We start from the raw sequence: 25706 nt of genomic DNA, 5'->3' as shown, positions 1-25706 counted from the left end.
TTCCAGTAGCCCGCGGGTGTACCTGGCCCCCATGAAACGCCCCTCCGTCCCCGACCACCCGTTCGTGGTCTCGCACGGAGTAACGAACCGTTTATCGGACAGTCACGCTCGAAATGCGGGCGGAATGCGGAGCGGCTCGTACCGGAGTCTCTCCGGTACGAGCCGCTCTCGAAGCGATCAGCGGGGCCTCAGACCTCGAGGTCCTTGATGATCTTGGCTACGTGGCCCGTCGCCTTGACGTTGTACAGGGCGCGTTCGACCTTGCCCTCCTCGTCCACCACGATCGTGGAGCGGATGACGCCGACGACCGTCTTGCCGTACAGCTTCTTCTCGCCGAAGGCGCCGTAGGACTCCAGGACCTGCTTGTCCGGGTCGGCCAGCAGTGTGACCTTGAGGGACTCCTTGTCGCGGAACTTGGCCAGCTTCTCCGGCTTGTCGGGGGAGATGCCGATGACGTCGTAGCCCGCGCCCGCCAGCAGCTCCAGGTTGTCCGTGAAGTCACAGGCCTGCTTGGTGCAGCCGGGGGTGAGGGCGGCCGGGTAGAAGTACACGATGACCTTGCGGCCCTTGTGGTCCGCCAGGGACACCTCGGTGCCGTCGGCGTCGGGCAGGGTGAAGGCGGGGGCCACGTCCCCCGGCTGGAGTCGCTCGCTCATCGGGCCAGGGTAACCGGGGGTGCTGACAGTGTGATGAGCCGTGGAGCTGACAGACTGTCCCACACAGGCTTCACACCGACTTCGGAGGCGACACGGTGGCGGACACGGCGGACACCAGGACCCCGGCGCAGATCGAGGCGGACATCAGGCGCCGCCGCGCGACCCTGGCCGAGACCCTCGACGAGATCGGGGTGCGGGTGCACCCCAAGACGATCGTCGGGGATGCCAAGGCCAAGGTCGCTTCCAACATCGATCACACGCTCGGGCGGGCCTACGTGGGGGTGAACCGGGCCGTCACGGACGTGCGCGCCCGGTTCGTGGACGAGGAGGGCGCGCCCCGGCTCGAGCGGGTCGTACCGGTCGCGCTCGTCGTGGTGGGTGTGGTCGGGCTGCTCGCGGTCAGCACGCGGCGCCGCAAGGGCTGACCCGACTGCGTACGTCTGCCGGGAAGACAGGTAGGTTTCAGGCGTGAGCGCCAAGAGAAACGAGCAGAGCACCCATCCGGACAAGCTGCCCATCCGGATGCTGCACGACCGCGTACTCGTGCGGCAGGACACCAGCGAGGGCGAGCGGCGTTCCGGCGGCGGCATCCTGATCCCCGCCACGGCGGCGGTCGGCCGGCGGCTGGCGTGGGCCGAGGTCGTCGCGGTGGGGCAGAACGTGCGGACCGTGGAGGCGGGTGACCGGGTGCTGTTCGACCCGGAGGACCGCGCGGAGGTCGAGGTGCGGGGGATCGCCTACGTGCTCATGCGCGAGCGTGATCTGCACGCGGTGGCCGCGGACCGGTTCGAGGGCGCCGAGGACTCGACGGGCCTGTACCTCTAGGTCCCATGGCGGTGCGAGGGGGCCGGTGACGGTGGTCACCGGCCCCCTCGCCGTGCCGTGCGGCTTTGCTGCGTTGCTACTCGCGGCTGCGTTGCTACTCGCGGCGTGCGCCCTGCGGGGCCACGCCCCAGCCGGGGCCGGTCGGGCCGCCCGTGGCGCCGCCGTCGGTCGCGTCGCCGCCACCGCCCTCCGTCGTACCGCCGTCGGTCGTACCGCCGTCGGTCGTGCCGCCGTCGGTCGTGCCGCCGTCCGCGGTGCCGCCACCGGTGGGGGACTCGCCGCCGGTGCCGCCGTCGGTGGTGCCGCCGTCGGTCTGGCCCTCGGTCTGCCCCTCGGGGGCGCTGGGGCTCTGCTCGGGCGTCTGGGTGCCGGTTTCCTCGCCGCCGGTGGTCGTGCCGCCGTCGGTGGTGGCGCCGGTGCTCGGTTCGGCCGGGGCCTCGCTGCTGGGGGCCTGCGAGACGTCGGCGCCGGGCTGGAGCCTGAGGTCGAACTCCTTGGCGGGCTTGCCCTTGAGGGCGTCCTGGGTGAACTGCGTCCAGATCTCGGCGGGTGCGCCACCACCGTTGATGCGCGGCAGGCCCATGGCGCCGTACAGCGACTTGTGGGCGGCGGTGACGGGGTCCTGGCCCATGACGGAGACGACGGTGGCGAGGTCGGGCGTGTAGCCCGCGAACCAGGCCGCCGTGTCCTCCTCGGCGGTGCCGGTCTTGCCGGCGACGGGGCGGCCCGCGGCCTGCGCGGCGGAGGCCGTGCCGTTCTGGACGACGCTCCGCAGCATCGAGGTGGTGGTGTCGGCGGCCTCGCGGCTGACGGCCTGCCGGGTGCGCCGCTCGGGCAGCTCGATGGGCGTGCCCTCCTTGGTGACCTTGTCGACGATCGTGTACGTGCCGTGCCGGCCGTGGTTGGCGAGGGTGGCGTAGGCCTCGGCCATGTCGAGGACGCTGGCGGTGGCGGTGCCGAGCGCGATGGCGGGGCCGTCGGCGAGGTCGGGGGTGGCCTCGGGGACGCCCAGGTCGATCGCGGTCTGCTTGACCTTGGCGGGGCCGACGTCGGCGGCCATCTGCGCGTACACCGAGTTCACGGAGCTGTCGGTGGCCTCGGTGACGGTGATGTCGCCGTAGGAGCGCTGGTCCTCGTTCTCGGGGGCGTAGGGGTCGCCGGTCCAGCCCTGCACGGAACGCTTGTTGGTGCCGTCGTAGATGGTGTTCGGGGTGATGACGCGGCCGTCCTGGGTCTCGGAGTGGTTCTCGACGGCCGAGGTGAACACGAACGGTTTGAAGGTGGAGCCGACCTGGAAGTCCCTGCGGGTGGCGTTCGGGGTGTACTGCTTGACGTAGTCGACGCCGTTGTACATCGCCACGACCTTGCCGGTCTTGGGATCGACGGAGGCGCCGCCGGCGCGGACGTAGGTGTCGACCTTGTTGTTCTTCTTGTCGAGCTTGGACATCAGCTTGTCGTTGACGGCCTTCACGAACGCGTCCTGCTTGCCCTTCTGCAGGGTCGTCGTGATGCGGTAGCCGCCGGCGTCGAGCTTGCTCTCGTCGATGATCTTGTTATCGGTGAGGTAGTCCTTGACGATCCGGACGATGTAGCCGCGCTGCCCGGACATGCCGGTGGAGAGGGTGGACTCCTTCGGCATGGGGAACTTCATGCCGGTCCGCTTCGACTCGCTGAGCCAGCCCTTCTTGACCATGCCGTCCAGGACGTAGTTCCAGCGGGACTCGGCGGCCTTCCGGTTCTCGGGGTGGGCGACGACGTCGTACTGGCTGGGCGCGTTGACGAGCGCGGCGAGGTAGGCGGCGCGGGCCGGGTCGAGGTCCTTGGCGTCCATGCCGTAGTAGGCCTGGGCGGCGGCCTGGATGCCGTAGGCGTTGCGGCCGAAGTAGCTGGTGTTGAGGTAGCCCTCGAGGATGTGGTCCTTGCTGACCTCGCGGTCCAGCTTGATCGCGATGAAGAACTCCTTGGCCTTGCGCGTGACGGTCTGTTCCTGGCGCAGGTAGTAGTTCTTCACGTACTGCTGGGTGATGGTGGAGCCGGACTGCTTGCCCTTGCCGAGGGCGGTGTTCCAGGCGGCGCGGACCATGGCTTTGGGGTCGACGGCGGACTCGGTGTAGAAGTCGCGGTCCTCGGCGGCCAGGATCGCGTGCTGGGCGTCCTTGGAGATCTGGGGGAGGGTGACGTTCTCCCGGTTGACCTCGCCGTCGCGGGCGATCGCGGAGCCGTCCGCGTAGAGGTAGACGTTGGCCTGCTTGGTGGCGAGCGCGTTGGCCGGGGGGATCTTCACGAGGGAGTAGCCCAGGAAGAGGCCGCCGACCAGCAGCAGTACGACGATGATGAAGCCGCCGAGCGTCATGCGCCAGGTCGGGATCGCCCGGCGCCAGCCGGTCCGCTTCGGTTTCCCGGCCGCCGTGCCCTCGGGCGTGCCCGGGTCGCCGTCGGCGTGCGCCTGCGGCTCTGTCGATGCCCAGCCCGGATTCGGCTGCTGCGGCTGAGGCTCGTCACTCATGTCGTGCACGGACTCCTGTTTCGCGTCGTACGTCGTTCCGTACGTCTCTGCTCGCTCTTGTGCCCCTGTGATGAAGACTGTCCCATCCGTTGATCAGTTCCCTGATCGAGGGCCGGGCTGTGAGCCGTGTGGTGAGGCGGGCCGCGTGGGCGAGTGCGCGGGCGGGCACAGGGTGAAACGCGGTGCTCCGCACTCCTGCCCGAATCGTGATCTCGCCTGCGCGACGTTCGCCCGAAGGGGGACCCGACCGTGGATCGCGACGGCTCCCACGCTCCGCCCGGCCGGCACCACCGTCACGCTGCTCGCCCTGGCCACGGGCGCCTCGGCCCGCGCGGACGCAACGGATCGTACCGTCTGGGCCGGTGCGCGCCCGCACCGCGGCGCTTCCGCCGCTCCCCGAAATTGCGTGGCACACCCTTTCGTCGGAGCACTAGGCTCCTGCGCTTCGGTGCCGGGCGGCGAGGAGGGCTGTGGATGTGGGCTCGGGACGGTTGTACGCGGCCGTCGCGGCGGGCGGGTTCAGGCGGTACGCGACGTATCGGGCGGCCACGGTGGCCGGTGTGTTCACCAACACCGTCTTCGGCGTCATCCTCGTCTACACGTATCTGGCGCTGTGGGACGAGAAGCCGCATCTCGGGGGGTACGACCAGGCGCAGGCCGTGACCTATGTCTGGCTGGGGCAGTGCCTCTACGCGACGCTGGCGATCCAGGGCGGGGGTGCCGAGAAGGACCTGATGGACCGCATCCGCACCGGTGAGATCGCCGTCGACCTGTACCGGCCGGCCGATCTTCAACTGTGGTGGCTGGCGGGGGACGTGGGGCGGGCGTTGTTCCAGATGCTGGGGCGGGGTGTGGTCCCGTTCGCGTTCGGTGCGCTCTTCTTCCCGATGGCACTGCCGACGTCGGTCACCCCCTGGGCGGCCTTCCTGGTCACCCTGTTGCTGGCGGCGGTCGTGAGCTTCGGGATCCGCTATCTGGCGGCGCTGAGCGTGTTCTGGCTGCTGGACGGCATGGGCGTCAACCAGGTGCTGGTGATCACGGGAATCTTCTTCTCGGGCATGGTGCTGCCGCTGAACGCCTTCCCGGGTGTGTTCGGCGAGGTGGTGCGGGTGCTGCCGTGGGCGGCGCAGATCCAGATGCCGGCGGACGTGCTGATGGGGGAGACGGACCCGCTGCGGGCGTTCGCCTTCCAGGCGGCGTGGGCCGTGGCGCTGCTGGCGGCGGGGCGGCTGCTGCAGTCGGCCGCGACGCGGCGGGTGGTGGTGCAGGGTGGCTGAGCGCAGTGTCCTGCTGGAGGGTCTGCGGGCCTACCGGCTGATCGCCGGGATGTGGGTGCGCTCCAGCATGGCCTACCGGACCTCCTTCGTCGTCACGGTGTTCGGCAACCTGACGGTGACCGGCCTGGACTTCGTGGGGATCCTGCTGATGTTCTCGCAGGTCGACTCGCTGGGCGGCTGGTCGCTGCCCGAGGTGGCCTTCCTCTACGGGCTGTCGGTGACGTCGTTCGGGATCGCCGATCTGGTGCTCGGCTCGATGGACGTCCTGGGCGCCCGGATGCGCGACGGCTCGTTCGACACGCTGCTGGTGCGTCCCGTGCCGGTGCTGGCCCAGGTCGGCGCCGACCGGTTCGCGCTGCGGAGGCTGGGCCGGATCACCCAGGGCGCGGTGGTGCTGGGCTGGGCGCTGGTGTCGGTGGACGTCGACTGGAGCGTGCCGAAGGTGCTGCTGGTGCCGGTGATGGTGGTCAGCGGCGCGGCGATCTTCTCGGCGGTGTTCGTGGCGGGCGCGGCCTTCCAGATCTACGCGCAGGACGCCGCCGAGGTGCAGAACGCCTTCACCTACGGCGGGACGACGCTCTTGCAGTACCCGCCGTCGGTGTTCGGCAAGGACCTGGTGCGGGGCGTGACCTTCATGCTGCCGCTGGCCTTCGTCAACTGGGTGCCCGCCACCTATGTGCTGGGGCGGCCGTACCCGATCGGGCTGCCCGGCTGGGCGGCGTTCGCCTCGCCGCCGGTGGCGGTGGCGTGCTGTGCGCTGGCCGGGCTGGCGTGGCGGACGGGGCTTCGTTCGTACCGGAGTACAGGGAGTTGAGTTGACCGGGTCGGAGAGCGGGTTCATCGAACCGGAGAGCGGGTTCATCGAACTCGACGGTGTCGAGAAGGTCTTCGAGGTGCGCAAGAAGACCGGCTTCATGAAGCGGGAGCGGCGGCGGGTGCGGGCCGTCGACTCGATCTCCTTCCGTGTGGAACGCGGCGAGATGGTCGGCTACATCGGCCCCAACGGCGCCGGCAAGTCCACCACGATCAAGATGCTGACCGGCATCCTCACGCCCAGCGCGGGACGGCTGCGGGTGGCCGGCATCGACCCCTCCCGGGAGCGGACGCGCCTCGCGCACCGTATCGGCGTGGTGTTCGGGCAGCGCACGACGCTGTGGTGGGACCTGCCGCTGCTGGACTCCTACCGGCTGATGCACCGCATGTACCGGATCCCGGACGCCCGTTACCGGGAGAACCTCGACCGTCTGGTCGAACTTCTCGACCTGGGCGACCTGCTGGACGTGCCGGTGCGGCAACTCTCCCTCGGTCAGCGGATGCGCGGCGACGTCGTGGCGGCGCTGCTGCACGACCCGGAGGTGCTGTACCTGGACGAGCCGACGATCGGGCTGGACGTCGTCTCCAAGTCGAAGGTGCGGGAGTTCCTGCGGGAGTTGAACGCCGAGCGCGGCACGACGGTGCTGCTGACGACGCACGACCTCCAGGACATCGAGCAGTTGTGCAAGCGGGTGATGGTCATCGACCACGGGCGCCTGATGTACGACGGCCCGCTCGCCGGGTTGCACGAGGCGGGGGAGAGCGAGCGGGTCCTGGTGGTGGACCTGGAGCGGGAACTTCCGCCGATCGAGGCGCCCGCGCCCGCTCGGGTCGTCCGCGTGGACGGTCCGCGGCAGTGGCTGGCGTTCCCGGCGGGGGAGTCGGCGGCGCCGCTCGTGGCGCGGATCGCTGCCGAGTATCCGCTGGTGGACCTGTCGGTGCGGGAGCCGGACATCGAGGCGGTGATCGCGAAGATGTACGCGGATCAGGCCGAGCGGGCGATCTCGTAGCACCCGGCGGGGTGAACTCGTAATCTGCTGTGTATGACCGACGACGCCGTCCCGGACCTGCGCGCCTCCGACGCCGACCGTGAACAGGTCGCCGAGATCCTGCGGGACGCCCTCGCGGAGGGGCGCCTCGACATGGAGGAGTTCGAGGAGCGGCTGGACGCGACGTACAGAGCACGGACGTACGGGGAGCTGGCGCCGATCACCCGGGACCTGCCGGCAGCGGGCGTCACGGTGCCGTCGGTGTCTTTGAAGAAGGATCCCGCCGCCGGGCCGGACTGGTCCGGGCGGATCGTCGGCGGCGAGGGGTCCTCCACGTGGGCCGTCGCCGTGATGTCCGGCTTCCAGCGCAAGGGGCGCTGGACGATGCCCCGGCGGTTCACCTGCCTCGCCTTCTGGGGCGGCGGGGAGATCGACCTGCGCGAGGCGCGCTTCGCGGACCACGAGGTCGAGATCAACGCGATCGCGATCATGGGCGGGGTGGATGTGATCGTGCCGCCCGGCGTCGAGGTCGTCGTCCGCGGTATCGGCGTCATGGGCGGCTTCGACCAGCGCGAGGAGGGCGTGCCGGGCGAGCCGGGCGCACCGAGGGTGATCGTGACCGGGTTCGCGCTGTGGGGCGGCGTCGGGGTCCAGCGCAAGCCGGCCCGCGCGGAGAAGCTGCGGATCCGCGAGGAGCGCCGCCAGGAGAAGCTGGAGCGCAGGGCGGGACGGCGGGAGCTGGACGAGCCGCACCGCCGGCACCGACACGGCGGACACTGAGCCCTGGCGTCGGGGTGGCTGCCGTGTGTCGGTGCGGGTGCTGGGTTCTGGCGTCGGGGGGGTGCTGCCGTGTGTCGTTGCGGGTGCTGGGTTCTGGCGTCGGGGTGCCTGGCGTGTGTCGGCGTGGGCGCTGAGTCCCGGCGTCGGGGTGCCTGGCGTGTGTCGGCGTGGGCGCTGGGTTCCGGCGTCGGGGTGCCTGGCGTGTGTCGGCGTGGGCGCTGGGTTCCGGCGTCGGGGTGCCTGGCGTGTGTCGGCGTGGGCGCTGAGCTCCGGCGTCGGGGTGCATGCCGCGTCGGCGTGTGAGCGGTGCCCCGGCAGCGGCGTGCCCGCCGTCTGCGGGCAGGCGGCGGGCACGGGACGGGGCAGGGCTACAGCTCCGCCGGCGCGGACCCCTTCAGCGTCTGCAGGTCGAAGGACTCCGCCATCCGCGCGTACCCCTTGTCGCTGGGGTGCAGATGGTCGCCCGAGTCGTAGTCGGGCCGCAGCCGCCGCGGGTCGTACGGGTCGCGCAGCGCCTGGTCGAAGTCGGCCACGGCGTCGTACACCCGCCCGGCGCGGATCTCCGCGTTGATCGTCTGGCGGACCGCCTCACGCGCCTCCGTGTATCCGCGGTGCCCGTAGAACGGCATCAGCGTCGCTCCGACCACCTTCACGCCGCGCGCGTGGGCCTGTCCGACCATCGTCCGCAGCCCGGCGAGGATCGCGTTCGGGTCGGCGAGGCGCGGGTTGCGCAGGATGTCGTTGACGCCGAGGTCGATGACGACGACCTTGACGTTCGTCCGCTCCAGCACGTCCCGCCCGAAGCGGTTCAGGCCGCTGGGGTTGTCCGCGGGGCGGCCCAGGCCGTCGGCGAGGACCCGGTTGCCGCTGATGCCCTGGTTGACGACGCTGTAGCGGGGCAGGTCCCGCCCGGAGGCGATCTCGGAGCGCAGCCGGTCGGACAGCACGTCGGTCCAGCGGCTGTTGGTGTCCGGCGTGGAGGTGATGCCGTCCGTCAGGGAGTCGCCGAGGACGACGACCGTGCCGTCGGACTCGTTGCTCAGCACGTCCAGCGCCGTCAGGTACCGCCAGGACGTGGTCCGCTCGGTGTACGGCGTGCCCGTGGCGTCCTGCGCGTGGTCGCCCTGGGCGACGTAGGAGATCTGCCGGGCGTGCCGGTGGTAGGTCACCGGGCCGGAGCTTGTGGGCGTGTAGGTGGTGATCAGGACGTCGGAGTCGTGCGGGACGACGACCCGTACCGCGTCGCTCATGACCTGCCGGCCGGGCGGGATGACGACCGTGGGCCCGCCGCCGAAGGTGAGCTGCCGCATGGTGTCGGCGAGTGCGGTCGGCGTGCCGCTGCCCGCGGAGACGGCGATCGTCGCCCGCGTGATGCTCAGCGGCGACTGGCCGTAGAGATTGGACAGCGTCACGCGGGCACTCGTACCGCCGACGCTGGTGTGGACGACGTTGCGTACCGAACGGTCCGCCATGCCCGTTGTCTCGGTGCCGGGTTCGGCTGCGGAGGGGGACGTGGACCAGGTGCCGACCCAGGTGCCGGTGGAGGCGGGGGCGGCGGAGTTGTGGGGGGCGCGGCCGTCGCCGAGGGCGTTCCGGATGCGCAGGCCGTCGTCGGACGCCACGCCGACGTATATGGCGGTGGAAAGGCCCACGATCGCTGCGACGACCAGGGCCAGGAGGGCGTAGCCACGTCCTCGGGTCATGCTGTTCAGTTCTCCTCGGGCGATGGGAGCCCAAGGCTCCGATCTGATGTGCCCATGATGCGGCATGGGCCGGGGGAAGCTCACAGCACCCCGTGGCAATCACCCCTCCTGACAGACGCCGGGAACTCCTGTTCCGTTCCAGGAGTCGGTCAGGAAGGGACAATGTGTGCGGGATCACCAAGCGGGTGGAGCGGATGGAACGGACGAAAGCAGCAGAAAAGGGTGCCGGTGTCGGAGGGCAGCATGCCCGTCCCGGCGGCGCGGTGAACCGTGCGATGACGACCTTCAGCCCTGCGGACGAGGAGAAACAGCGCGGCGTACGCCGAATGAAACTCACCGCCACCGGGCTCCTGGTGTTCGTGGCGCTGGTCTACGTCCTGTCCACCTGGGCGCACAACTCCGGCGCCGGGACGTGGGCGGTCTATGTCGCCGCCGCCTCCGAGGCGGGCATGGTCGGCGCGCTCGCCGACTGGTTCGCCGTCACCGCCCTCTTCCGGCACCCCCTCGGCATCCCCATCCCGCACACCGCGATCATCCCCACCAAGAAGGACCAGCTGGGCGTCTCCCTGGGCGAGTTCGTCGGCGAGAACTTCCTTTCCGAGGACGTCGTACGGCAGCGGCTGCGCGCCGTCGGCATCGGCAGCCGCCTCGGCGCCTGGCTCGCGGTCCCCGAACACGCCGACCGGGTCACCGCCGAGCTGTCCACCGCCCTGCGCGGCGCCCTGACGGTCCTGCGCGACTCCGACGTCCAGGCCGTGGTCGGCGAGGCCATCACCCGTCGTGCGGGCGCCCAGGAGATCGGGCCCGGCATCGGCAAGATGCTGGAGAAGGTCGTCGCCGACGGCGGCCACAAACGCGTCGTCGACCTGATCGTCACCCGCGCGCACGACTGGCTGGTGCTGCACCGCGAGGAGGTGATGGACGCGGTGGAGGGCGGCGCCCCGGGCTGGACGCCGAAGTTCGTCGACCGGAAGGTCGGCGAGCGCGTCTACCGGGAACTGCTGCGCTTCGCCACCGAGATGCGCGACATGCCCGGCCACCCGGCGCGCGGCGCTCTGGACCGCTTCCTCGCCGACTTCGCGGGCGACCTCCAGTCCGACACCGACACCCGCGCCCGCGTCGAGCGGCTCAAGGGCGAGGTCCTCGGCCGCGGCGAGGTCCAGGACCTCATCACCAGCGCCTGGACGGCCGTGCGGTCCATGATCGTCTCGGCCGCCGAGGACGAGCGCAGCGAGCTGCGGCTGCGCGTACGGGCGTCGCTGCTGTCGCTGGGTTCGCGGATGGCGGGCGAGCGCAAGGTGCAGGACAAGGTCGACCAGTGGGTGGAGGACGCGGCCGTCTACGTCGTCACCACCTACCGCAAGGAGATCACCTCCCTGATCACCGACACCGTGGCGAGCTGGGACGCCGAGCACACCACGCGGAAGATCGAGGCGAACATCGGTCGCGACCTGCAGTTCATCCGCATCAACGGCACGGTCGTCGGCTCCCTGGCCGGCCTGCTCATCCACACGGTGTCGCACGCGCTGGGCGCGTGAGGCTTCGGGCGTAAGAGAAGCCGGTCAGGGCACCCGACCTGGGTTCCGCTCGCAGAGGAGGGGGCCCATGACCCACGCCCAGGCCGACACCGGCCACACCGTGACCACCGACATTCCCGCCCGCCTCGACCGCCTCCCGTGGTCGCGCTGGCACTGGACGATCGTCATCGGTCTCGGCACCGTGTGGATCCTCGACGGGCTCGAAGTCACTGTCGTGGGCAACATCGCCAGCCGCCTCTCGGAGCCCGGCAGCGGCCTGCCCATCACCTCCGGCGAGGTCACCGGCATGGCAGCCGCCCTGTACGTGGCGGGCGCCTGCCTGGGCGCGCTTTTCTGGGGCCGTCTGACCGACAAATGGGGGCGTAAAAGGCTCTTCATGATCACCCTGGCGGTCTACCTGGCCGCCACGGCCCTCACCGCGATCTCCTTCGACACCTGGTGGTTCTTCCTCTTCCGGTTCCTCACCGGCTTCGGCATCGGCGGCGAGTACGCGGCCATCAACTCCGCCATCGACGAACTCATCCCCAAGGAGTACCGCGGCCGCACCGACCTGATGATCAACGGCAGCTTCTGGCTGGGAGCCGTCTTCGGCTCGCTGCTGTCGATCGTCGCGCTGGACACGGACATCTTCGCGGCGAACGTCGGCTGGCGCCTCACCTTCGCGCTCGGCGCGGTCCTGTCCCTCGTGATCCTCCTCGTCCGCCGACATGTCCCCGAAAGCCCGCGCTGGCTGCTGATCCACGGCCGCGACGACGAAGCGGAACGCATCGTCTCCTCCATCGAGAGCAAGATCGAGGAGGAGAGGGGCGAGCCGCTGCCCCGCGCCGAGGGCGAGATCACCATCCACCAGCGCCGCAGCGTCTCCTTCCTGGAGATCGGCCGCACGGTCTTCTCCGACTACCGCAAGCGGGCCGTCCTCGGCTTCTCCCTCTTCATCGGCCAGGCGTTCCTCTACAACGCGATCACCTTCGGCTTCGGCGCGATCCTGACGACGTTCTTCGACGTCCCGAGCGGCAACACCGGCTACTACTTCGCGGTCATCGCCATCGGCAACTTCTTCGGCCCGCTGTTCCTCGGCAAGCTCTTCGACACGGTCGGCCGCCGCATCATGATCTCCGGCACCTACATCCTGTCCGGCCTGCTCCTCTTCGGCACCGCCTGGCTCTTCGACCACGGCTCCCTGAGCGCGACCACGATGACGGCCTGCTGGTGCGCGGTTCTGTTCTTCGCCTCGGCCGGCGCGTCCAGCGCCTACCTGACGGTCTCCGAGGTCTTCCCGATGGAGACCCGGGCCATGTCGATCGCGTTCTTCTACGCCATCGGCACCGCGGCCGGCGGCATCAGCGGCCCGCTGCTGTTCGCCAAGCTCACGGAATCCGGTGTCGTCGCCGACACGGTCCTCGCCTTCTCGATCGGCGCGACGCTGATGTGCCTGGCCGGCCTGGTGGCAGCCCTCCTTGCGGTGAAGGCGGAACGCCGCTCCCTGGAGGACATCGCCCAGCCGCTCACGGCGGCGGGCAGCGGGGCGACGGAGGCCGCGTCCAAGGGCGGCCGCGGGACGGAGGGGGCCCGGCCGACGACGGCGTAAGGCCTACGGCCCGGTCCGACAGCGGGTCGGGTCCGCCGGTCCGACGGCGGGTCGGACACGCCGGTCCGGGTCGGACACGCCGGTCCGGGTCGGACACGCCAGGTCGGGCCTAAGGCCGGGTCCGACAGCGGGTCGGGCCCGCCGGGTCCGACAGCAGGGGCTGAACAGCCGGAGCTGGTGGCCGGTGGGCGCACCACGGCTCCTTCGACCGACAGCACGTGCGAGCGCGGAGCGGTAGGGGACGACTGCGGCGCTCGTACGTGCTGTCCCCCTGCGCGGAGCGCGGAGCGACACGGCTGCCGCGCTCGCACGAAGACCCCTACGGCCGGGTCCGACAGCGGGTCGGGCCCGGCAGGCCGGGTCTACGGGCGGGTTGCTGTTGCTGCGGAGCGCGGAGCGACATGGCTGCCGCGCTCGCACGAAGCCGTCCGCCTGCGGCTGCTCGACCCGCAGACGCCCCGGGCGCTACTCGCCCGCCCTCTGCCCCCGCCCCGGGCGCTACTCGCCCGCCCTCTGCCCCCGCCCCTGGTTACGCCTCCGCAGCAACAGCAACCCGCCCGCCACCGCACCGATTCCCGCCGCGGCGGCCCACCCCGCCGCATCCCCGGAACCGGTCGCGGCGAGGTCCTCCCCCTCCACCGGAGACGCCGAAGCCTGCGGCCGGGCCCCCTCGGCGGCGCCCCGCGACCCGCCGGACGGCCCCGGACTCGGCGAAGGGCCCCCGACCGGCTCCTCCACCCGGTCCCGGGTGAACGCGAGTGTCCCGAACCCCAGTTGATCGAACCCCCCGCTGTTGGGCCCGTAGTCCCCGCCCCCGCCCTCGGGCGCGGCCTTGGCGGCAGCCCGCGTGAGGTACGACGCCGGCAACCCCCGCCGCTTGGTGTAGTGGTTGGCGATCATCGCCCAGATGGGCCGGGTCATCCCCGGATCCACCTGCGCGGCACCGGACGCGGTCTCCACTCCCGACCAGCCCCCGATCGCCCCCTTCTTCCGTGTGTTGGCCGTGTACGGCACATCCCCGCCCAGGCTCCACTTGGCCACGTACTGCGCCCCCTTGAGGAACCGGCTGTCGTCGTACCCGTACAGATCGATCCCCTGGTTCCACGCCATCTCGCACACCGTGCCCATCAGCCCGACCCCGAGCAGCGCATGCCCCTGGTCCCGCCCGGCCTCGACCCACTCGCCGAACCCGTCCGCGTGGACGACGGGGATCGCGTGCCTGACCGACCCCATGCCGTCCCCGTGCTTGAAGTACTCCACGGCCCGCTCGACCACGGCCCGTTCGTCGCAGAAGATCCCGGTCGCGAGGACGCAGGCGATGGCCGTCAGATCCCAGTTGGGCCAGTAGTTGGTGACGACGGCGTTGTTGTGACGGCTCAGGAAGTCGTCGCTGAGCGGATGGAAGACGTTCAGCAGCAGCTCCCGCGCCCGTCCCAGGTCGAAGTCCCCGTGGTCCCGGACCAGTTCGGCGGCGTTCGCGAACTGGTAGCCGTACAGCCCCGCCGCCAGGAACCGATCGGCACTGCCCTCCAGCCGGGTCAGCTTCCCCGACCAGGCGTTGAGGATCGCCACGGCGGTGTCGGCGTACGCCTCCTCGCCGCTGACGTGGAAGCGCAGGGCGTTCTGGTAGGCGGCGTGGATGTCGTTGTAGAGGATCCCGTAGTTCTCCGGCGTGCCCGACCCCCGGTACACGACGGCCTGCGGATTCGCCCTCCACCCGCTCTGCGCATGCCGGTTGGCGGTGAGCTTGGCGAACCCGGCGGTGTACGGTCTGGCCCCCGCCCTCACCTTGGCCGCCATACGGTCCAGGTCGGCACGGGTGTGCAGCAGCCCGGGGTGAACGAGGGGGGCGCCGGCGGCCCGGGCCGGGGTGGCGAGCGCGGTCGCACCGATACCGGTCCCGATACCGGTGCCGATACCGGCACCCATACCGATGCCCGTTGCCTTCAGCATGCTCCGGCGGCTGATCTGTCGTGTCACGTCGTCGTACCTCGGCGTCGTAAGTCGCGTACCTGCGGGGGACGGTGAGGAGACGGCCGGAGGGTGAGGCGATAACAGAAACTGCGCTATAGTTGATCTGTGTCCAGCCGCCGGAACTCCGGCAGCCAGACGATGCGTTGGTGGTCCAAGGAAAGACGCCCCACTTCCTGTGGGGAAATGCAGGTGCAAGGCCTGCCCGGCGCTCCGACAAGAACCCGGCCCTGGGATTCAGGGCCGGGTTCTTTGCTGTGCCGGCTTCTTGCGTCCCCGGCTGTGCCGACACGCTGTGTCCGCCGACTGTGCCGGTTCCAGGCGTCCGCTCGCTGTGCCGGCTCCCTGCGTCCGCTCCCTGCGTCCGCTCGCTGTACCGGCTCCCTGCGTCCGCTCGCTGTCGCGGCTCGCTGCGTCCGCCGTGGTGAGCCGGTCGGCCGAGCCGGCTCACCGAGGCCGGCCGGTCAGCCGCGCCGGTCCGCGACCGCCCACGACGCCAGCCCCACGGCTCCCGCCACACCGAACACGGCAGGCCAGGCACCCACCTTCTTCGCCAGCGGATGCGACCCGGCGAAGGCGGCGACATAAGCGGCCGACAACGCCCCCGCGGCCACCCCGCCGGCCTGCTGCCGCCACTGCCGCGCGGCCGCCACACCGGCCACGGCGAGCACGACCCCGCCGAGCGGCCGCTGCCGGGTCCAGCGGGCCACGCCGTACCCGCCCACGAGCCCGCTCGCGGCGACCACCGCACTGGGAACCTTCGCCATACCTGCCTCCTGCGTCGTACGCCCTGTTCGGGATCTTGAGGCTAGCCCGCAGGCTTCGGAAACCCGAACCTGAGCCTGGGCTTGTCAAGTTTCCTCCTCCGAGCTATATAAGAAGACGCAGAACGTGAGGGCATCGCACCCACTGCACCCGAAGAGAGGAGTGACCAGTGATGCTCATGCGCACGGACCCCTTCCGTGAGCTCGACCGACTCACCCAGCAGGTCTTCGGCCCCGCCGCCACCCGCCCGACGGCGATGGCGATGGACGCCTACCGCTCCGGGGACGACTTCTTCGTCCACTTCGACCTCCCCGGCATCGACCCCGAGACGATCGAGCTGGACGTCGAGCGCAACGTCCTGAACGTCCGAGCCGAGCGCAGGTCCCCCGCCCCCGAGGGCGCGGAACCGCTCGTCGCCGAGCGCCCCACCGGCACCTTCACCCGGCAGCTCTTCCTCGGCGACACACTCGACACGGAGCGCATCGACGCCTCCTACGAGGCCGGCGTCCTGACCCTGCGCATCCCGGTGGCCGAGCAGGCCAAGCCCCGCCGCATCCAGATCACCGGCGGCGACGCGCGCAGGCAGATCGGCGGCTGACCTCACCGCACGCCCACAGGCAGGCCGCGCCGCCGGCCCGATCCCCCGGCGGCGCGACAGCCCCCACGAGCCGCACCCCCGCACACACCCGGAGGAAAACCCCACACATGAGCACGACGACGGTGCCCCGTGTGACGACGAGACGCGCCCCTCACGCGGCAGCCGAGGACGACGGCTGGCCCCAGCTGGTCGAAGCGGTCCGCGAGTCGGGCCTGTACCCCACCCGGTCGAAGGCGGAGCAGGTCACCCGTACCGTGCTGGCCGCCCTCGGCACCCACGTCACCGGCGACGAACGGGTCGACCTGGCCCGCGCCCTGCCCGCGGAGGCCGCCCGGCTGATCGCCTCCCAGATCCCGGCCACGCACCGCCTCACGGCCGCACGATTCGTCGACGAGGTCGCCTCACGCACCCCCGGAGCGACGCCCGCCACGGCCCGCTGGGACGTCAGCTCGGTCCTCAGCGCACTGCCGCCCCTCATCGGCGACGACCTGGTCACCCGCATCCTGGCCCAACTCCCGACGGGCTACGCCCTCCTGTTCGGCCGAGCGGACCTGACCCCGGCGTCGTAGGTTCCCGCCGCGAGGCGTACGACGGCCACCACCTGTCACGCAGGGGGTGGCCGTCGACCTGTCACGCAGGGGTGGCCGTCGACGCGCATGCCGGTCAAACCGACGACAAGGGGGGCTCTTTGCGGTGGGACGCGGCCGGCGGCATGGCCGTGTGGCCGCCGAAGCCGAAGACGCCCCCGTGGCACCCGCGCCGGTCCACCTGCAACGACCGCGCCAATGCCCGCTTTTGTGCTTCCTCGAGCTCCGGGTCACGACTGAACCCACACGAAACAAGGTCTTGTCGCTGACTTAAAACGATGGTTATTTTAACCGCCATTCGAAGTCCGGCCTGATCATCCGGGCGACCTCAAGGCGTGTGCATGTCTCAAGGAAGGGCAGTGCCATGACGCTTGACAGTGCGCGGTTTTCTCGTCGGGGTTTTCTGGGGCTGGGAGTCGCGGCGGGGGTCATCACGCTGACGGCGTGCGGGTCCGGCAGCGGTTCGGCTGACGCTCCGCTGGTGATGACGGTGTGGGGCGGCGACCCCGACCGCAAGACGTATCAGGCCCGCATCGACCTGCTGGTCAAGAAGCACCCGGACCTGAAGATCAAGCTGCAGCTGATCCCGGGCGACGCCTACCCGCAGAAGGTGCAGACGATGATCGCCGGCGGCACCGGGCCGGACATCATGCAGGTCGCCGAGAGCGTCAACACGTACTCCAGCAAGAACCAGCTGCTGCCCCTCGACGACCTCGCCAAGCAGACGAAGCTCGACCCCGGGCAGCGGTTCGGTCCGGTCGGCTCGCTCTACACGTACCAGGACAAGCTGTATGCGATCCCGGACCGCTCCGGCGCCGTCACCGTGTTCTACAACAAGGACATGTTCGACAAGAAGGGCATCAAGGCCCCCACCGCGGACTGGACGTGGGACGACGCCCTCGACGCGTTCAAGGAGCTGACGGTCCCCGGGAAGGTATGGGGATACAGCGGTGCCGAATGGTTTCCGCAGTGGTGGAGCCTCGCCTACCAGAACGGCGGCACCATCATCGACGCCCAGGGCCGGCCCGCGGTCGACAGCGACGAGGTCGTCGAGGCGCTCCAGTGGGCGGGCGACCTGGTCTTCAAGCACAAGGTGGTGCCGAGCAAGGCGGACTACGCCGACATGGGCCCCGACATCGGCGGCGACCAGGCGTTCCCCAACCAGAAGGTCGCCACCCACGCCAACGGCTTCTGGGTCATGTCGGGCCTGACGAAGGTGAAGTTCGGCTGGGACATCGCGCCCATGTGGCGCGGCAAGAAGCAGGCCGTGTCGGCGTTCGGCAGCGGACTCGCGATCTCCCGTACCTCCAAGCAGCGCGACAACGCCTTCAAGGCGATCGACTTCCTCACCTCCCCCGAGGCGCAGACGGAGATCATCGCCTCCGGCCAGGACGTGCCGGCCAACCTCGAGGTGCAGAAGAGCCAGGCCTTCCTCAAGCCGTCGTGGATGAAGACGGACGTCGACATGGGCGTGTTCGCCGAGTCGAGCGCGTTCGTCTTCCGGGCGCCGTTCATCCCCGAGTGGAACGAGATGCAGGACGTGTTCTCGAAGGGCCTCGCCGACTTCTGGCTCGGCAAGGAGCGCAGCGCCAAGAAGGCGCTGACCGCCGTGCAGAAGGACCTCGAGTCCCTCATCAAGTCCGCGGGATGACCGGCGATGGCGACCACGACGGCCCCCACCCCCGAGACGTCCTCGGCGGCCGCGAAGAAGCCCGCGTCACCGAGGAAGCCGAAACTCTCCAAGCGGCGGCGCCGTGAGGCGCTCTCCTTCTACCTGTTCATCTCACCGTGGGTGATCGGCTTCCTGGTCTTCCTGCTCGGGCCGATGATCGCGTCGATCTACTACTCCCTGACCGACTGGGACTCCTTCACCTCGCCGAAGTGGGTCGGCTTCCAGAACTACGTCAAGATCCTCACCGACGATCCGGCGTTCTGGAAGGCGCTGTGGAACACCTTCTACTACGCGGCGATCTCGGTCCCGCTGGGCCTGGTGCTCGGGCTGTGGCTGGCGAACCTGCTCAACAAGCAGGTCAGGGCGCGCAAGTTGTTCCGCACCCTGATCTATCTGCCGACGCTGATCCCGCTGGTCGCCACGGCGATGATCTTCCGGATGGTGCTCGCGCCGAACGGCCCGATCAACGACTTCCTCGGCCTGTTCGGACTCTCGGGCCCCAACTGGCTGCTCGACGGACCCTGGGTCAAGCCCGCCCTGATCCTGATGTCGGCGTGGGGCGCGGGTGCCGCGACCGTGCTGCTGCTCGCCGCGATGAGGGGCATCCCGCGTGAGCTGTACGAGGCGGCCGAGGTCGACGGCGCGAGCGCGACCCGGCAGTTCTGGAGCATCACGCTGCCGCACCTGACGCCCATCATCTTCTTCAACCTGATCATGGGCCTGATCAACGCGTTCCAGATCTTCTCGCAGGTCTACATCCTCATCCCCAAGGGCAAGAACCCCGCGGGCTACGACGCGGCCCAGACCATGGTGCCGCTCCTGTTCGACCAGGCGTTCAGCTACTACCGCATGGGCTACGCCTCGGCGATCTCCTGGCTGCTGTTCCTGGTGATCATGGTGTTCACGGTGATCGCCTTCCGCACCACCCGGCGCTGGGTGTTCTACGAGACCGAGGTGAAGTGATGGCGACCCTGGTGACCCCTGTGCGCAAGCGCGGGCACGAGGACCGGCCCGCGGAGGGGCAGGCCCCCGCCGTACGGGCGTTCCGCGCGACCCCGTTCACCTACGGCACCCTGCTGATCGTCGCGGCGGTCCTGACCACTCCGCTGGTCTTCGTCGGTTCGATCGCCCTGGCCGGCGACGCCACCGTGAACAACGGCGCGTTCACGATCATCCCGCGCGAGTTCCACTGGGACAACTTCTCCCGGGTGTTCGGCACCGAGCTGCCGGTGGGCACCTTCCTGCTCAACTCGGTGCTCATCTCGCTGTTCTCCGTGGTGGGACAGGTCCTCTCCAGCGGCCTGGTCGGCTACGCCTTCGCACGGCTGCGGGCGCCGGGCAAGAACACGATGTTCCTCGTCGTCATCGCCACGATGATGATCCCGACCCAGATCACGATGATCCCCCAGTTCATCCTGTTCCGGGACCTGGGCTGGGTGAACACCTTCCTGCCGCTGATCGTGCCGAACTTCTTCTCCAACGCCTTCAACGTCTTCCTGGTACGGCAGTTCGTCTCCCGGCTGCCCAGCGAGCTCGACGAGGCCGCGATGATGGACGGCCTGGGCTTCTTCGGTGTCTACCGGCGGATCATGTTCCCGATGCTCCGGCCCGTCCTGATCGCCATCGGCATCTTCACGCTCACCCACACCTGGGGCGACTTCATGGGCCCCCTGATCTACCTCAACGACGAGTCGAAGATGCCGCTCGCCCTGGGCGTGCAGTACATCACCGCCACTTCGCAGGCGGGCCAGGCGCCGCCCTGGAACCTGGTGATGGTCGGCTCGATCCTGCTCGCCCTGCCGATGATCCTCGTCTACTACCTCGGCCAGAAGTACCTGTACGAAATGGACATCAGCGGCGGAAGCGCGGGAGTCAAGTGAGCCACCCCACCACACTCGGTCAGGGCACCACACCCGACCCCTCCACCACACTGGGTCAGGGCACCACACCCGACCCCACCACCACACCCGACCAGGGCATCGCGCTCGACGCCCGCGGCATCCGCTTCGAGGGCGGCCCGCAGCTCGTGCTGTGCGCGTCCCTGTTCTACTTCCGCCTGCCCCGGGAGCAGTGGCGCGCCCGGCTCGCCCAGGTCCGGGCCTCCGGCTACACCTGCGTGGACGTCTACCTGCCGTGGAACTTCCACGAGACGGCACCCGGCCGCTGGTCCTTCGAGGGCCGGCGGGACGTCGCCGCCTTCCTCGACCTCGCGCAGGAGGAGGGGCTGTACGTCATCGCGCGGCCCGGCCCCTACATCTGCTCCGAGTGGGACGGCGGCGCACTGCCGGCCTGGCTGGGCCTGGACCCCCAGCTGAGGGTCCGTCAGCACGAGCCGCGCTTCCTCGACCGGGTCACCGCCTGGTTCGACCAGGCGCTGCCGCTCCTCGCCGAGCGTCAGTACCCGGCGAACGGCCCTGTGATCATGATGCAGTTGGAGAACGAGCTGGACTTCTTCGACTGCGAGGACCGGACCGGCTATCTCACCGCCCTGCGTGACCAGGCCGTCCGTCACGGCATCACCGTGCCGCTGATCGCCTGCTCCGGACAGGGCGACCTCGAAGGCGCCACCGGCGACGTCCCCGGTGTCGTACCGGCGTGCAACTTCTACCCGGACGACGACTCCCCGCACATCGAACCCGAAGTGCGGCGCTACGCCGAGCTGCTGGCGGAGCGCGACCTGCCCCTGCTGATCACCGAGACCAACCGCCGCCACCGCACCCTGCGCCGGCTCCTGGCCAGCGGCGCCTCGCTGATCGCCCCCTACCTCCAGTCCTCCGGCTGGAACTTCGGATACACCCCGTCCGCGGGGAACTGGGGCAGGCCCGGCAACCTCATGAGCCACGGCTACGACTTCGGCGGCTACGTCTCCTCCACCGGAACCGAGCGCCCCGAGTACGCCGAGGCCCAGATCCTCGACCGCGTCATCGACACCCTGGGACCACGCCTGGCACTCGCCACCCCGACCACCCCGCCCACGCCGGTCACCACCGACTTCCCGACCAGTTCCTCACCGTCGGCCCTGCGACTCGGCGGAGGGGGCCGGCTCCTCGCCGTACCGCATCTCGGAACGGCGGCCGGAGCGGAGGCCGGGGCGGGAACGGCGGTCGTGAACGGGGTGCCGGTCGCCGTCGCGGCGGACTCGTGCCCGTTGATGCTGGTGGACGTGCCCCTGGGGCCGTGGGGCCACGAAGGGACGCTCACTCTGGCGTCGGCGGACCTGGTGGCGGCGGGGGAGGGTGTGCTGGTGTTCTCCTCCGAGGTGCCGGTCACCGTCGTGGTCGGGGACACCCGGGTCGAGATACCGGCACCGGCGGCCGGAGCGCCGCAGCGGGCCACGGCCGCAGGGCTGACCCTCGTAGCGCTGACCCCGGCAGACGCCGTACGCCTGCGCGCCACGGACCGGAACGGCACCGTGCATCTCTACGCACCGCCGCCCGCGCGGCCCGCATCGCCGCCCGTGGCGGTGCGGCGCGCGCGCCGACGAGTGGACACCACCGTTCCCGAACGGGCGGCGGGCCGGCACGAGCTGCCGCCGACGCTGGAGTCCCTCGGTGTGTACCGGGGGCGCGGGACCTACCGGACCACGACGGATCTCACGGGCGTCGACGAACTGCTGCTCGTCGGGGCGGCGGACATCGTCGACCTGTCGGTGGCCGGCCGGGCGCGCCCGACGATCGCCGGGTTCGGCGCCACCCGGCGGATCGACGTCCGGGAAGCGACCGGTTCCGTCGACGTCGAGGCCGTAGTGGAGATCTGGGGGCACGCGAACTTCGACGACGCACGCCTCCCGGCCCTCCGCCTCGGAGCGCTGCGCGGGCTCGGCACGGTGTGGACGGTCCGGGAGACGACGGACGTGTCGGCGCTGTGGTCGGTGCACGGTCACTGGGCGGGCCGGCCGGCGCCCTTGCGCGAGCTGGGCGGCTGGAGCAGTACCCGCGTCGGCGTCCCCGTCACCTACACCCGCGAGATCCGGTCGGACACCGCGGTGGCTCTGCATCTCAAAGGGGTGGTCGAGCCGGTGCGGGTCACTGTGACCGACGGCGAGCCGCTCACCGTCGACACCGTCCCCGAGCCGCATGCGCCCCATAGCGTCCACACCGTCCACGCCGAGGATCCGTGGGTTCTGTTGCCCGCGGGCACGCACCGCATCTCGGTCACGCTGCCGCACCACCCCAGCGGCGGCGGCCTCCGTGCCGAACAGCTCGGCCTGGACCCGGTGACGGACTGGACGTGTTCCGCACAGGACGACGCCCTGCTGACCGGCTTCGCCACCGAAACCGCCCCCGGGCAGGAGGTCCCGCTGCCGCTGACCCTCGCACCGGGGGAGGAGGCATGGCTCGACGTCGACCTGCCGGAGTCCCACGGCGGCCTCCTGCTGCGGCCGGACGGCACACAGATCCGGGTGACCGGATGGGCAGGCGGGGAGTGCGTGGGCCGGGTCTGGGTCGGCGACCGGCCGGACTTCTCCGGAGGGGACGCGAACGTCCTCTGGATCCCGCCGGGCTGGTCCGGGCTGACCCTGCTGGTGCGCGGCTCCGCCGGACCGAACGCTCCGGAGCTTCGCGTGCTGCGGCTGGAGTCCTCGGACTGACCGCCCGAGGACGCCAAATCGTTCGACAGGCCCGGGTCTCCCCACGCATCCTGCGAAGCGCCGCCGGCGCGCCGGACAACGTGAGGGAGACGACCGTTGCACCCCAGCCCGAATCCCAATCCCACTCCCCATCCCACCATCCGCCACATCACCTTCGACTGCACGGGCGAGCCCTACGAACTGGCATGCTTCTGGGCCGAGTTCCTGGGCCACCCCGTCTCCGACATCGACAAGCCCGGGGATGACGAGGTCCTGGTGGAACTCCCGGACGGCGCGCCCGGCCTCCTCTTCGTCAGAGTCGAGGAGGCCAAAGCGACGAAGAACCGCATCCACTTCGACATGGGCCCCACCGGCCGCACCCGCGCCGAGGAGGTCGAACGCGCCGTGTCCCTGGGCGCCCAGGTCCTCACGGACCGCACCCTCCCGAACGGCCGAGGCTGGGTCGTGATGGCGGACCCGGAGGGCAACGAGTTCTGCATCGAGCGGGGTGAACTGGGCTGACCAGAGGCGCGGCTGATCTGGAATCTGGAATTGGGAAGGGCCAGTGCCAATGGACGAAGACGAACCAAGGGTGTACGAGATCCGGATCCACGGCTGCCCGACCTCACAAGAGGCACTGGCACTCCAGGACCCGATCGAACGCCTCCTGTGCCCGGACCCCGACCACGCCCCGCCCTGCGAGATCCCCTGGAGCTTCACCCTCGCCGGCGAGGACCCCGACACCTCCACCGCCCTCGTCCTGGGCGTGTATACGTCCAGCGGCCGGGCCACACAGGTGGCGGAGCGGGTGCGCACGCTCGTGGGCGAGACGCGGACCGTTGCTGTGAGCGAGGGCGAGGCCGGGGATTGGGAGGAACTGGTGGAGCAGTATCGGTTCGAGGAGGGGCCGGGCTAGGTCACGTCCGGGTCAGGGCCTCGTGCTGACGCACTTCATGGGCTGGATGAAGAGGCGCCACGCATCGCCGCTCACAGCAATAACCTTCGCTTCTACCCTCTTCGAGTCGCGAACGAAAGCGCCACGACTCGTGAGCGCGCACTCCACGCACTCGCCTCCGGCACCGTTGCTGTAGGACGACCGGAACCACACGAGACGGCTGCTGGCGTCGGACTCAGGCGATATCACTACGTGTAATCCTTCAAGATCGACTCGATCAACAGGGTCGAGCGCTGAGGGCTCAGGGCTGCCGCTCGCAGACCGTCGAACGCCCTCGTGTACTCACGTACATGATGCTCGCCCTCCAGGTACACAGCATCCGTAATGCCGTCCCGGTAGACGATGTCCGGATCCTCGGGGGCCGGGAAGCCCAGCATGGTGAACGACCCGGTGGTCGGACAGGTCCCTGAGTCGAAGGGAAGGACCTGCAGCGTCACGGTCGGCAGTTCCGCCGTCTCCAGAACTCGTTCCAACTGTTCCCGCATCAAGGCACGATCACCGATGACGTGGCGCAGCGCGCCCTCGTTCACGATGAACCAGGCGTCCGGAGCCTCCGCCTGTCGCAGCATGGCCTGGCGTTCCATGCGCACACGTACCGCCTTCGCGATGTCCTCGACCGACATATGTGCCCCGGCCTTGTGAAGCTCGGACGCGTACACCTCGGTCTGCATGAGACCGGGCACCACCTCGCACTGGTACTGGCGGAAGGTCGATGCGTCCTGTTCCAGGCCGATGTAGATGTTGAACCACTCGGGCACGCCGGCGCCGTGGACCTGCCACCAACCGCGCACTTTCGCCTGCCGAGCCAGTGACTTGAGGAACTCGCGCAGCTCGTCGCTCGTGTCGTAGAAGCGGCACAGGGCGTCGATGTCCGAGGGCTGGACGCGTCCGCTGCCCGTCTCCATCCGGTTGACCTTGGAGCCGCTCCAATCCAGGGCCTCGCCGACCTGAGCGCAGGTCAGGGCGCTCTTCTCTCGAAGCTTCTTCAGCTCGATCGAGAGGCGCCGTCGGCGTGCCGTGGGCGATCCGGCCATCTCAACCCTCTTTCCAATAGCGAGCGTTCAGTCTCGCGCCAAGGGGTGTGCTTGCCAATCACTCAGAAGTGGGAATCCCTTGCTGCACATTGCAGAACGGGATGCGTTCCCCGCACTCTGGTCGCCGATGCAACTCACCGTGAGTGTCCGTGACGTTGCGCTGTCGATGCGGTGTCAACCGCGATGAAAGGGGTCCGCGTGAGTCAGGAAGCATGCATGCCACGCAAACCATGGGATATCGCCTTCACGGCCGAACCCGCGGAAGTGGCGGCCCTGCGCCGGATCATGCGGCTGCACCTGGGTGTCTGGGGGTTGCAGCACCTGGTCGACGAAGCTCAACTGTGCGTCAGTGAGCTGGTCTCCAACGTCATCACCCATGTGGGACCCGGCACCCCCGCAACACTGGTCGTTTCCATGAAGAGCAAGCACCTGCGCATCGAGGTGCACGACCCTGACACGCGTGCCCTTCCCACTCTCCGCGACGCGGACACGGACGCCGAGGAGGGGCGCGGGATGGCTCTCGTGGACGCGGTCGCCGACCGCTGGGGCGTGCTGCTACGCCCGGATCGGAAGATCACGTGGTGTGAGCTGGCGACACGGCTCGCCACGGCGGACGGGCACGTTCAAGCCTCCAGCGTGATGCGCGCCGAGGCCTTGCTGCGCCACTACGCTGCCGCTGCACAGCCCCGGCACAGGGTGGGTGCGAGCAGATTGACCTCGACCGCTGCGGAAGAGACGGTGATCGCGGCGATCACTGACTTCCTCCACTGGTTCCGAGCTCACGGCCGAGACGCGGACGACATGCTCGACCGAGCACAGATGCGCTTTGAGGCCGAGCACGCCGCCCCGCGTCAAGGTGAGTGAAGTTCTCCCCAGCCG

At 69.9% G+C, this 25706-nt stretch carries 24 protein-coding genes; 17 read left to right on the top strand and 7 right to left on the bottom strand.

The genetic code is table 11. The annotated features are described in order from the left end of the window. Positions 1–188: 188 nt before the first annotated feature. Positions 189–656, bottom strand: a complete 468-nt coding sequence (bcp, locus tag ACZ7EG_RS04480) for a thioredoxin-dependent thiol peroxidase (protein WP_471072100.1) — start codon at positions 654–656, stop codon at positions 189–191. A 95-nt stretch (positions 657–751) separates the two neighbouring features. Between bcp and ACZ7EG_RS04475 the strand changes: the two genes are divergently transcribed. Both ACZ7EG_RS04475 and ACZ7EG_RS04470 read left to right on the top strand, forming a co-directional pair. Next, positions 752–1081: a DUF3618 domain-containing protein gene (locus tag ACZ7EG_RS04475; RefSeq protein WP_344454100.1), complete on the top strand. Its 330-nt coding sequence runs from the start codon at positions 752–754 to the stop codon at positions 1079–1081. 43 nt (positions 1082–1124) lie between these two features. Next, on the top strand, positions 1125–1481 hold the full coding sequence (locus tag ACZ7EG_RS04470; protein ID WP_104779699.1) for a GroES family chaperonin: 357 nt from the start codon (positions 1125–1127) through the stop codon (positions 1479–1481). A 94-nt stretch (positions 1482–1575) separates the two neighbouring features. On the opposite strand, the gene ACZ7EG_RS04465 is transcribed toward ACZ7EG_RS04470, so the two are convergent. Continuing rightward, positions 1576–3987 (bottom strand): transglycosylase domain-containing protein, encoded by a 2412-nt coding sequence (locus tag ACZ7EG_RS04465; protein ID WP_471072091.1) that lies wholly within the window; start codon positions 3985–3987, stop codon positions 1576–1578. A 476-nt stretch (positions 3988–4463) separates the two neighbouring features. Between ACZ7EG_RS04465 and ACZ7EG_RS04460 the strand changes: the two genes are divergently transcribed. Genes ACZ7EG_RS04460 through ACZ7EG_RS04445 form a run of 4 tightly spaced genes read left to right on the top strand, consistent with a single transcriptional unit; the run spans position 4464 to position 7846 of the window. Continuing rightward, a complete protein-coding gene (locus ACZ7EG_RS04460) occupies positions 4464–5264 on the top strand; it encodes an ABC transporter permease (protein ID WP_471072481.1) in 801 nt (266 codons plus the stop codon). Next, positions 5257–6078, top strand: coding sequence for an ABC transporter permease (locus tag ACZ7EG_RS04455; protein WP_471072088.1), 822 nt, complete (start codon positions 5257–5259; stop codon positions 6076–6078). The genes ACZ7EG_RS04460 and ACZ7EG_RS04455 overlap by 8 nt, the downstream gene beginning before the upstream one ends. Position 6079: 1 nt before the next feature. Continuing rightward, positions 6080–7087 carry an ABC transporter ATP-binding protein gene (locus tag ACZ7EG_RS04450; protein ID WP_471072085.1) on the top strand — a complete coding sequence of 336 codons (1008 nt, stop codon included), beginning with the start codon at positions 6080–6082 and terminating at the stop codon, positions 7085–7087. A gap of 33 nt (positions 7088–7120) precedes the next feature. Next, positions 7121–7846: a DUF1707 SHOCT-like domain-containing protein gene (locus ACZ7EG_RS04445; protein WP_471072082.1), complete on the top strand. Its 726-nt coding sequence runs from the start codon at positions 7121–7123 to the stop codon at positions 7844–7846. 368 nt (positions 7847–8214) lie between these two features. Here ACZ7EG_RS04445 and ACZ7EG_RS04440 read toward each other — a convergent pair whose 3' ends face one another. Continuing rightward, complete coding sequence (locus ACZ7EG_RS04440) at positions 8215–9549, bottom strand: SGNH/GDSL hydrolase family protein (RefSeq protein ID WP_471072079.1); 1335 nt, start codon at positions 9547–9549, stop codon at positions 8215–8217. A gap of 194 nt (positions 9550–9743) precedes the next feature. Here ACZ7EG_RS04440 and ACZ7EG_RS04435 point away from each other — a divergent pair, with 194 nt between their 5' ends. Together ACZ7EG_RS04435 and ACZ7EG_RS04430 are read left to right on the top strand one after the other, a co-directional pair. Continuing rightward, positions 9744–11087 (top strand): DUF445 domain-containing protein, encoded by a 1344-nt coding sequence (locus tag ACZ7EG_RS04435; RefSeq protein WP_471072076.1) that lies wholly within the window; start codon positions 9744–9746, stop codon positions 11085–11087. Positions 11088–11154: 67 nt separating this feature from the next. Next, the gene (locus ACZ7EG_RS04430) at positions 11155–12675 is read left to right on the top strand and encodes an MFS transporter (RefSeq protein WP_471072073.1); all 1521 of its coding nucleotides are present in this window, start codon (positions 11155–11157) and stop codon (positions 12673–12675) included. 498 nt (positions 12676–13173) lie between these two features. Here the strand turns inward: ACZ7EG_RS04430 and ACZ7EG_RS04425 are convergent, their stop codons facing one another. Both ACZ7EG_RS04425 and ACZ7EG_RS04420 read right to left on the bottom strand, forming a co-directional pair. Further along, positions 13174–14628: an alginate lyase family protein gene (locus ACZ7EG_RS04425; RefSeq protein ID WP_471072478.1), complete on the bottom strand. Its 1455-nt coding sequence runs from the start codon at positions 14626–14628 to the stop codon at positions 13174–13176. A gap of 482 nt (positions 14629–15110) precedes the next feature. Continuing rightward, positions 15111–15413 (bottom strand): hypothetical protein, encoded by a 303-nt coding sequence (locus ACZ7EG_RS04420; protein ID WP_104779710.1) that lies wholly within the window; start codon positions 15411–15413, stop codon positions 15111–15113. Between the two features lie 170 nt (positions 15414–15583). Between ACZ7EG_RS04420 and ACZ7EG_RS04415 the strand changes: the two genes are divergently transcribed. The 8 genes from ACZ7EG_RS04415 to ACZ7EG_RS04380 all read left to right on the top strand — a co-directional run bounded on the left by ACZ7EG_RS04415 (position 15584) and on the right by ACZ7EG_RS04380 (position 23754). Next, entirely contained in the window at positions 15584–16009 is a 426-nt protein-coding gene (locus ACZ7EG_RS04415) for an Hsp20/alpha crystallin family protein (protein ID WP_471072070.1), read from the top strand. A gap of 107 nt (positions 16010–16116) precedes the next feature. After that, positions 16117–16578, top strand: coding sequence for a DUF2267 domain-containing protein (locus tag ACZ7EG_RS04410; protein ID WP_471072067.1), 462 nt, complete (start codon positions 16117–16119; stop codon positions 16576–16578). Between the two features lie 382 nt (positions 16579–16960). Then, positions 16961–18247 carry an ABC transporter substrate-binding protein gene (locus tag ACZ7EG_RS04405; protein ID WP_471072064.1) on the top strand — a complete coding sequence of 429 codons (1287 nt, stop codon included), beginning with the start codon at positions 16961–16963 and terminating at the stop codon, positions 18245–18247. A 6-nt stretch (positions 18248–18253) separates the two neighbouring features. Further along, a complete protein-coding gene (locus ACZ7EG_RS04400; protein ID WP_471072061.1) occupies positions 18254–19231 on the top strand; it encodes a carbohydrate ABC transporter permease in 978 nt (325 codons plus the stop codon). Continuing rightward, positions 19231–20148 carry a carbohydrate ABC transporter permease gene (locus ACZ7EG_RS04395; protein ID WP_471072058.1) on the top strand — a complete coding sequence of 306 codons (918 nt, stop codon included), beginning with the start codon at positions 19231–19233 and terminating at the stop codon, positions 20146–20148. The genes ACZ7EG_RS04400 and ACZ7EG_RS04395 overlap by 1 nt, the downstream gene beginning before the upstream one ends. Next, the gene (locus ACZ7EG_RS04390; protein ID WP_471072055.1) at positions 20145–22859 is read left to right on the top strand and encodes a beta-galactosidase; all 2715 of its coding nucleotides are present in this window, start codon (positions 20145–20147) and stop codon (positions 22857–22859) included. The genes ACZ7EG_RS04395 and ACZ7EG_RS04390 overlap by 4 nt, the downstream gene beginning before the upstream one ends. A 96-nt stretch (positions 22860–22955) precedes the next feature. Further along, positions 22956–23360 (top strand): VOC family protein, encoded by a 405-nt coding sequence (locus tag ACZ7EG_RS04385; protein ID WP_471072052.1) that lies wholly within the window; start codon positions 22956–22958, stop codon positions 23358–23360. A 49-nt stretch (positions 23361–23409) separates the two neighbouring features. Beyond that, complete coding sequence (locus ACZ7EG_RS04380) at positions 23410–23754, top strand: hypothetical protein (protein ID WP_471072049.1); 345 nt, start codon at positions 23410–23412, stop codon at positions 23752–23754. Between the two features lie 12 nt (positions 23755–23766). On the opposite strand, the gene ACZ7EG_RS04375 is transcribed toward ACZ7EG_RS04380, so the two are convergent. Then, a complete protein-coding gene (locus ACZ7EG_RS04375) occupies positions 23767–23946 on the bottom strand; it encodes a DUF397 domain-containing protein (protein ID WP_471072475.1) in 180 nt (59 codons plus the stop codon). A 35-nt stretch (positions 23947–23981) separates the two neighbouring features. Beyond that, complete coding sequence (locus ACZ7EG_RS04370; RefSeq protein ID WP_471072046.1) at positions 23982–24827, bottom strand: helix-turn-helix domain-containing protein; 846 nt, start codon at positions 24825–24827, stop codon at positions 23982–23984. Between the two features lie 216 nt (positions 24828–25043). Here ACZ7EG_RS04370 and ACZ7EG_RS04365 point away from each other — a divergent pair, with 216 nt between their 5' ends. Then, positions 25044–25691, top strand: a complete 648-nt coding sequence (locus ACZ7EG_RS04365; RefSeq protein ID WP_471072472.1) for an ATP-binding protein — start codon at positions 25044–25046, stop codon at positions 25689–25691. Positions 25692–25706 lie beyond the last annotated feature (15 nt).

The organism is Streptomyces sp. NPDC037100, from assembly GCF_055606225.1.
This window is presented reverse-complemented; position numbering and strand designations above follow the sequence as displayed.

What these genes read in the sequence shown, in the direction of transcription:
- bcp (WP_471072100.1), bottom strand. Translation starts at nt 656, where the DNA reads ATGAGCGAGCGACTCCAGCCGGGGGACGTGGCCCCCGCCTTCACCCTG.
- ACZ7EG_RS04465 (WP_471072091.1), bottom strand. Translation starts at nt 3,987, where the DNA reads ATGAGTGACGAGCCTCAGCCGCAGCAGCCGAATCCGGGCTGGGCATCG.
- ACZ7EG_RS04445 (WP_471072082.1), top strand. Translation starts at nt 7,121, where the DNA reads ATGACCGACGACGCCGTCCCGGACCTGCGCGCCTCCGACGCCGACCGT.
- ACZ7EG_RS04440 (WP_471072079.1), bottom strand. Translation starts at nt 9,549, where the DNA reads ATGACCCGAGGACGTGGCTACGCCCTCCTGGCCCTGGTCGTCGCAGCG.
- ACZ7EG_RS04435 (WP_471072076.1), top strand. Translation starts at nt 9,744, where the DNA reads ATGGAACGGACGAAAGCAGCAGAAAAGGGTGCCGGTGTCGGAGGGCAG.
- ACZ7EG_RS04430 (WP_471072073.1), top strand. Translation starts at nt 11,155, where the DNA reads ATGACCCACGCCCAGGCCGACACCGGCCACACCGTGACCACCGACATT.
- ACZ7EG_RS04425 (WP_471072478.1), bottom strand. Translation starts at nt 14,628, where the DNA reads ATGCTGAAGGCAACGGGCATCGGTATGGGTGCCGGTATCGGCACCGGT.
- ACZ7EG_RS04420 (WP_104779710.1), bottom strand. Translation starts at nt 15,413, where the DNA reads ATGGCGAAGGTTCCCAGTGCGGTGGTCGCCGCGAGCGGGCTCGTGGGC.
- ACZ7EG_RS04415 (WP_471072070.1), top strand. Translation starts at nt 15,584, where the DNA reads ATGCTCATGCGCACGGACCCCTTCCGTGAGCTCGACCGACTCACCCAG.
- ACZ7EG_RS04410 (WP_471072067.1), top strand. Translation starts at nt 16,117, where the DNA reads ATGAGCACGACGACGGTGCCCCGTGTGACGACGAGACGCGCCCCTCAC.
- ACZ7EG_RS04405 (WP_471072064.1), top strand. Translation starts at nt 16,961, where the DNA reads ATGACGCTTGACAGTGCGCGGTTTTCTCGTCGGGGTTTTCTGGGGCTG.
- ACZ7EG_RS04400 (WP_471072061.1), top strand. Translation starts at nt 18,254, where the DNA reads ATGGCGACCACGACGGCCCCCACCCCCGAGACGTCCTCGGCGGCCGCG.
- ACZ7EG_RS04395 (WP_471072058.1), top strand. Translation starts at nt 19,231, where the DNA reads ATGGCGACCCTGGTGACCCCTGTGCGCAAGCGCGGGCACGAGGACCGG.
- ACZ7EG_RS04380 (WP_471072049.1), top strand. Translation starts at nt 23,410, where the DNA reads ATGGACGAAGACGAACCAAGGGTGTACGAGATCCGGATCCACGGCTGC.
- ACZ7EG_RS04370 (WP_471072046.1), bottom strand. Translation starts at nt 24,827, where the DNA reads ATGGCCGGATCGCCCACGGCACGCCGACGGCGCCTCTCGATCGAGCTG.
- ACZ7EG_RS04365 (WP_471072472.1), top strand. Translation starts at nt 25,044, where the DNA reads ATGCCACGCAAACCATGGGATATCGCCTTCACGGCCGAACCCGCGGAA.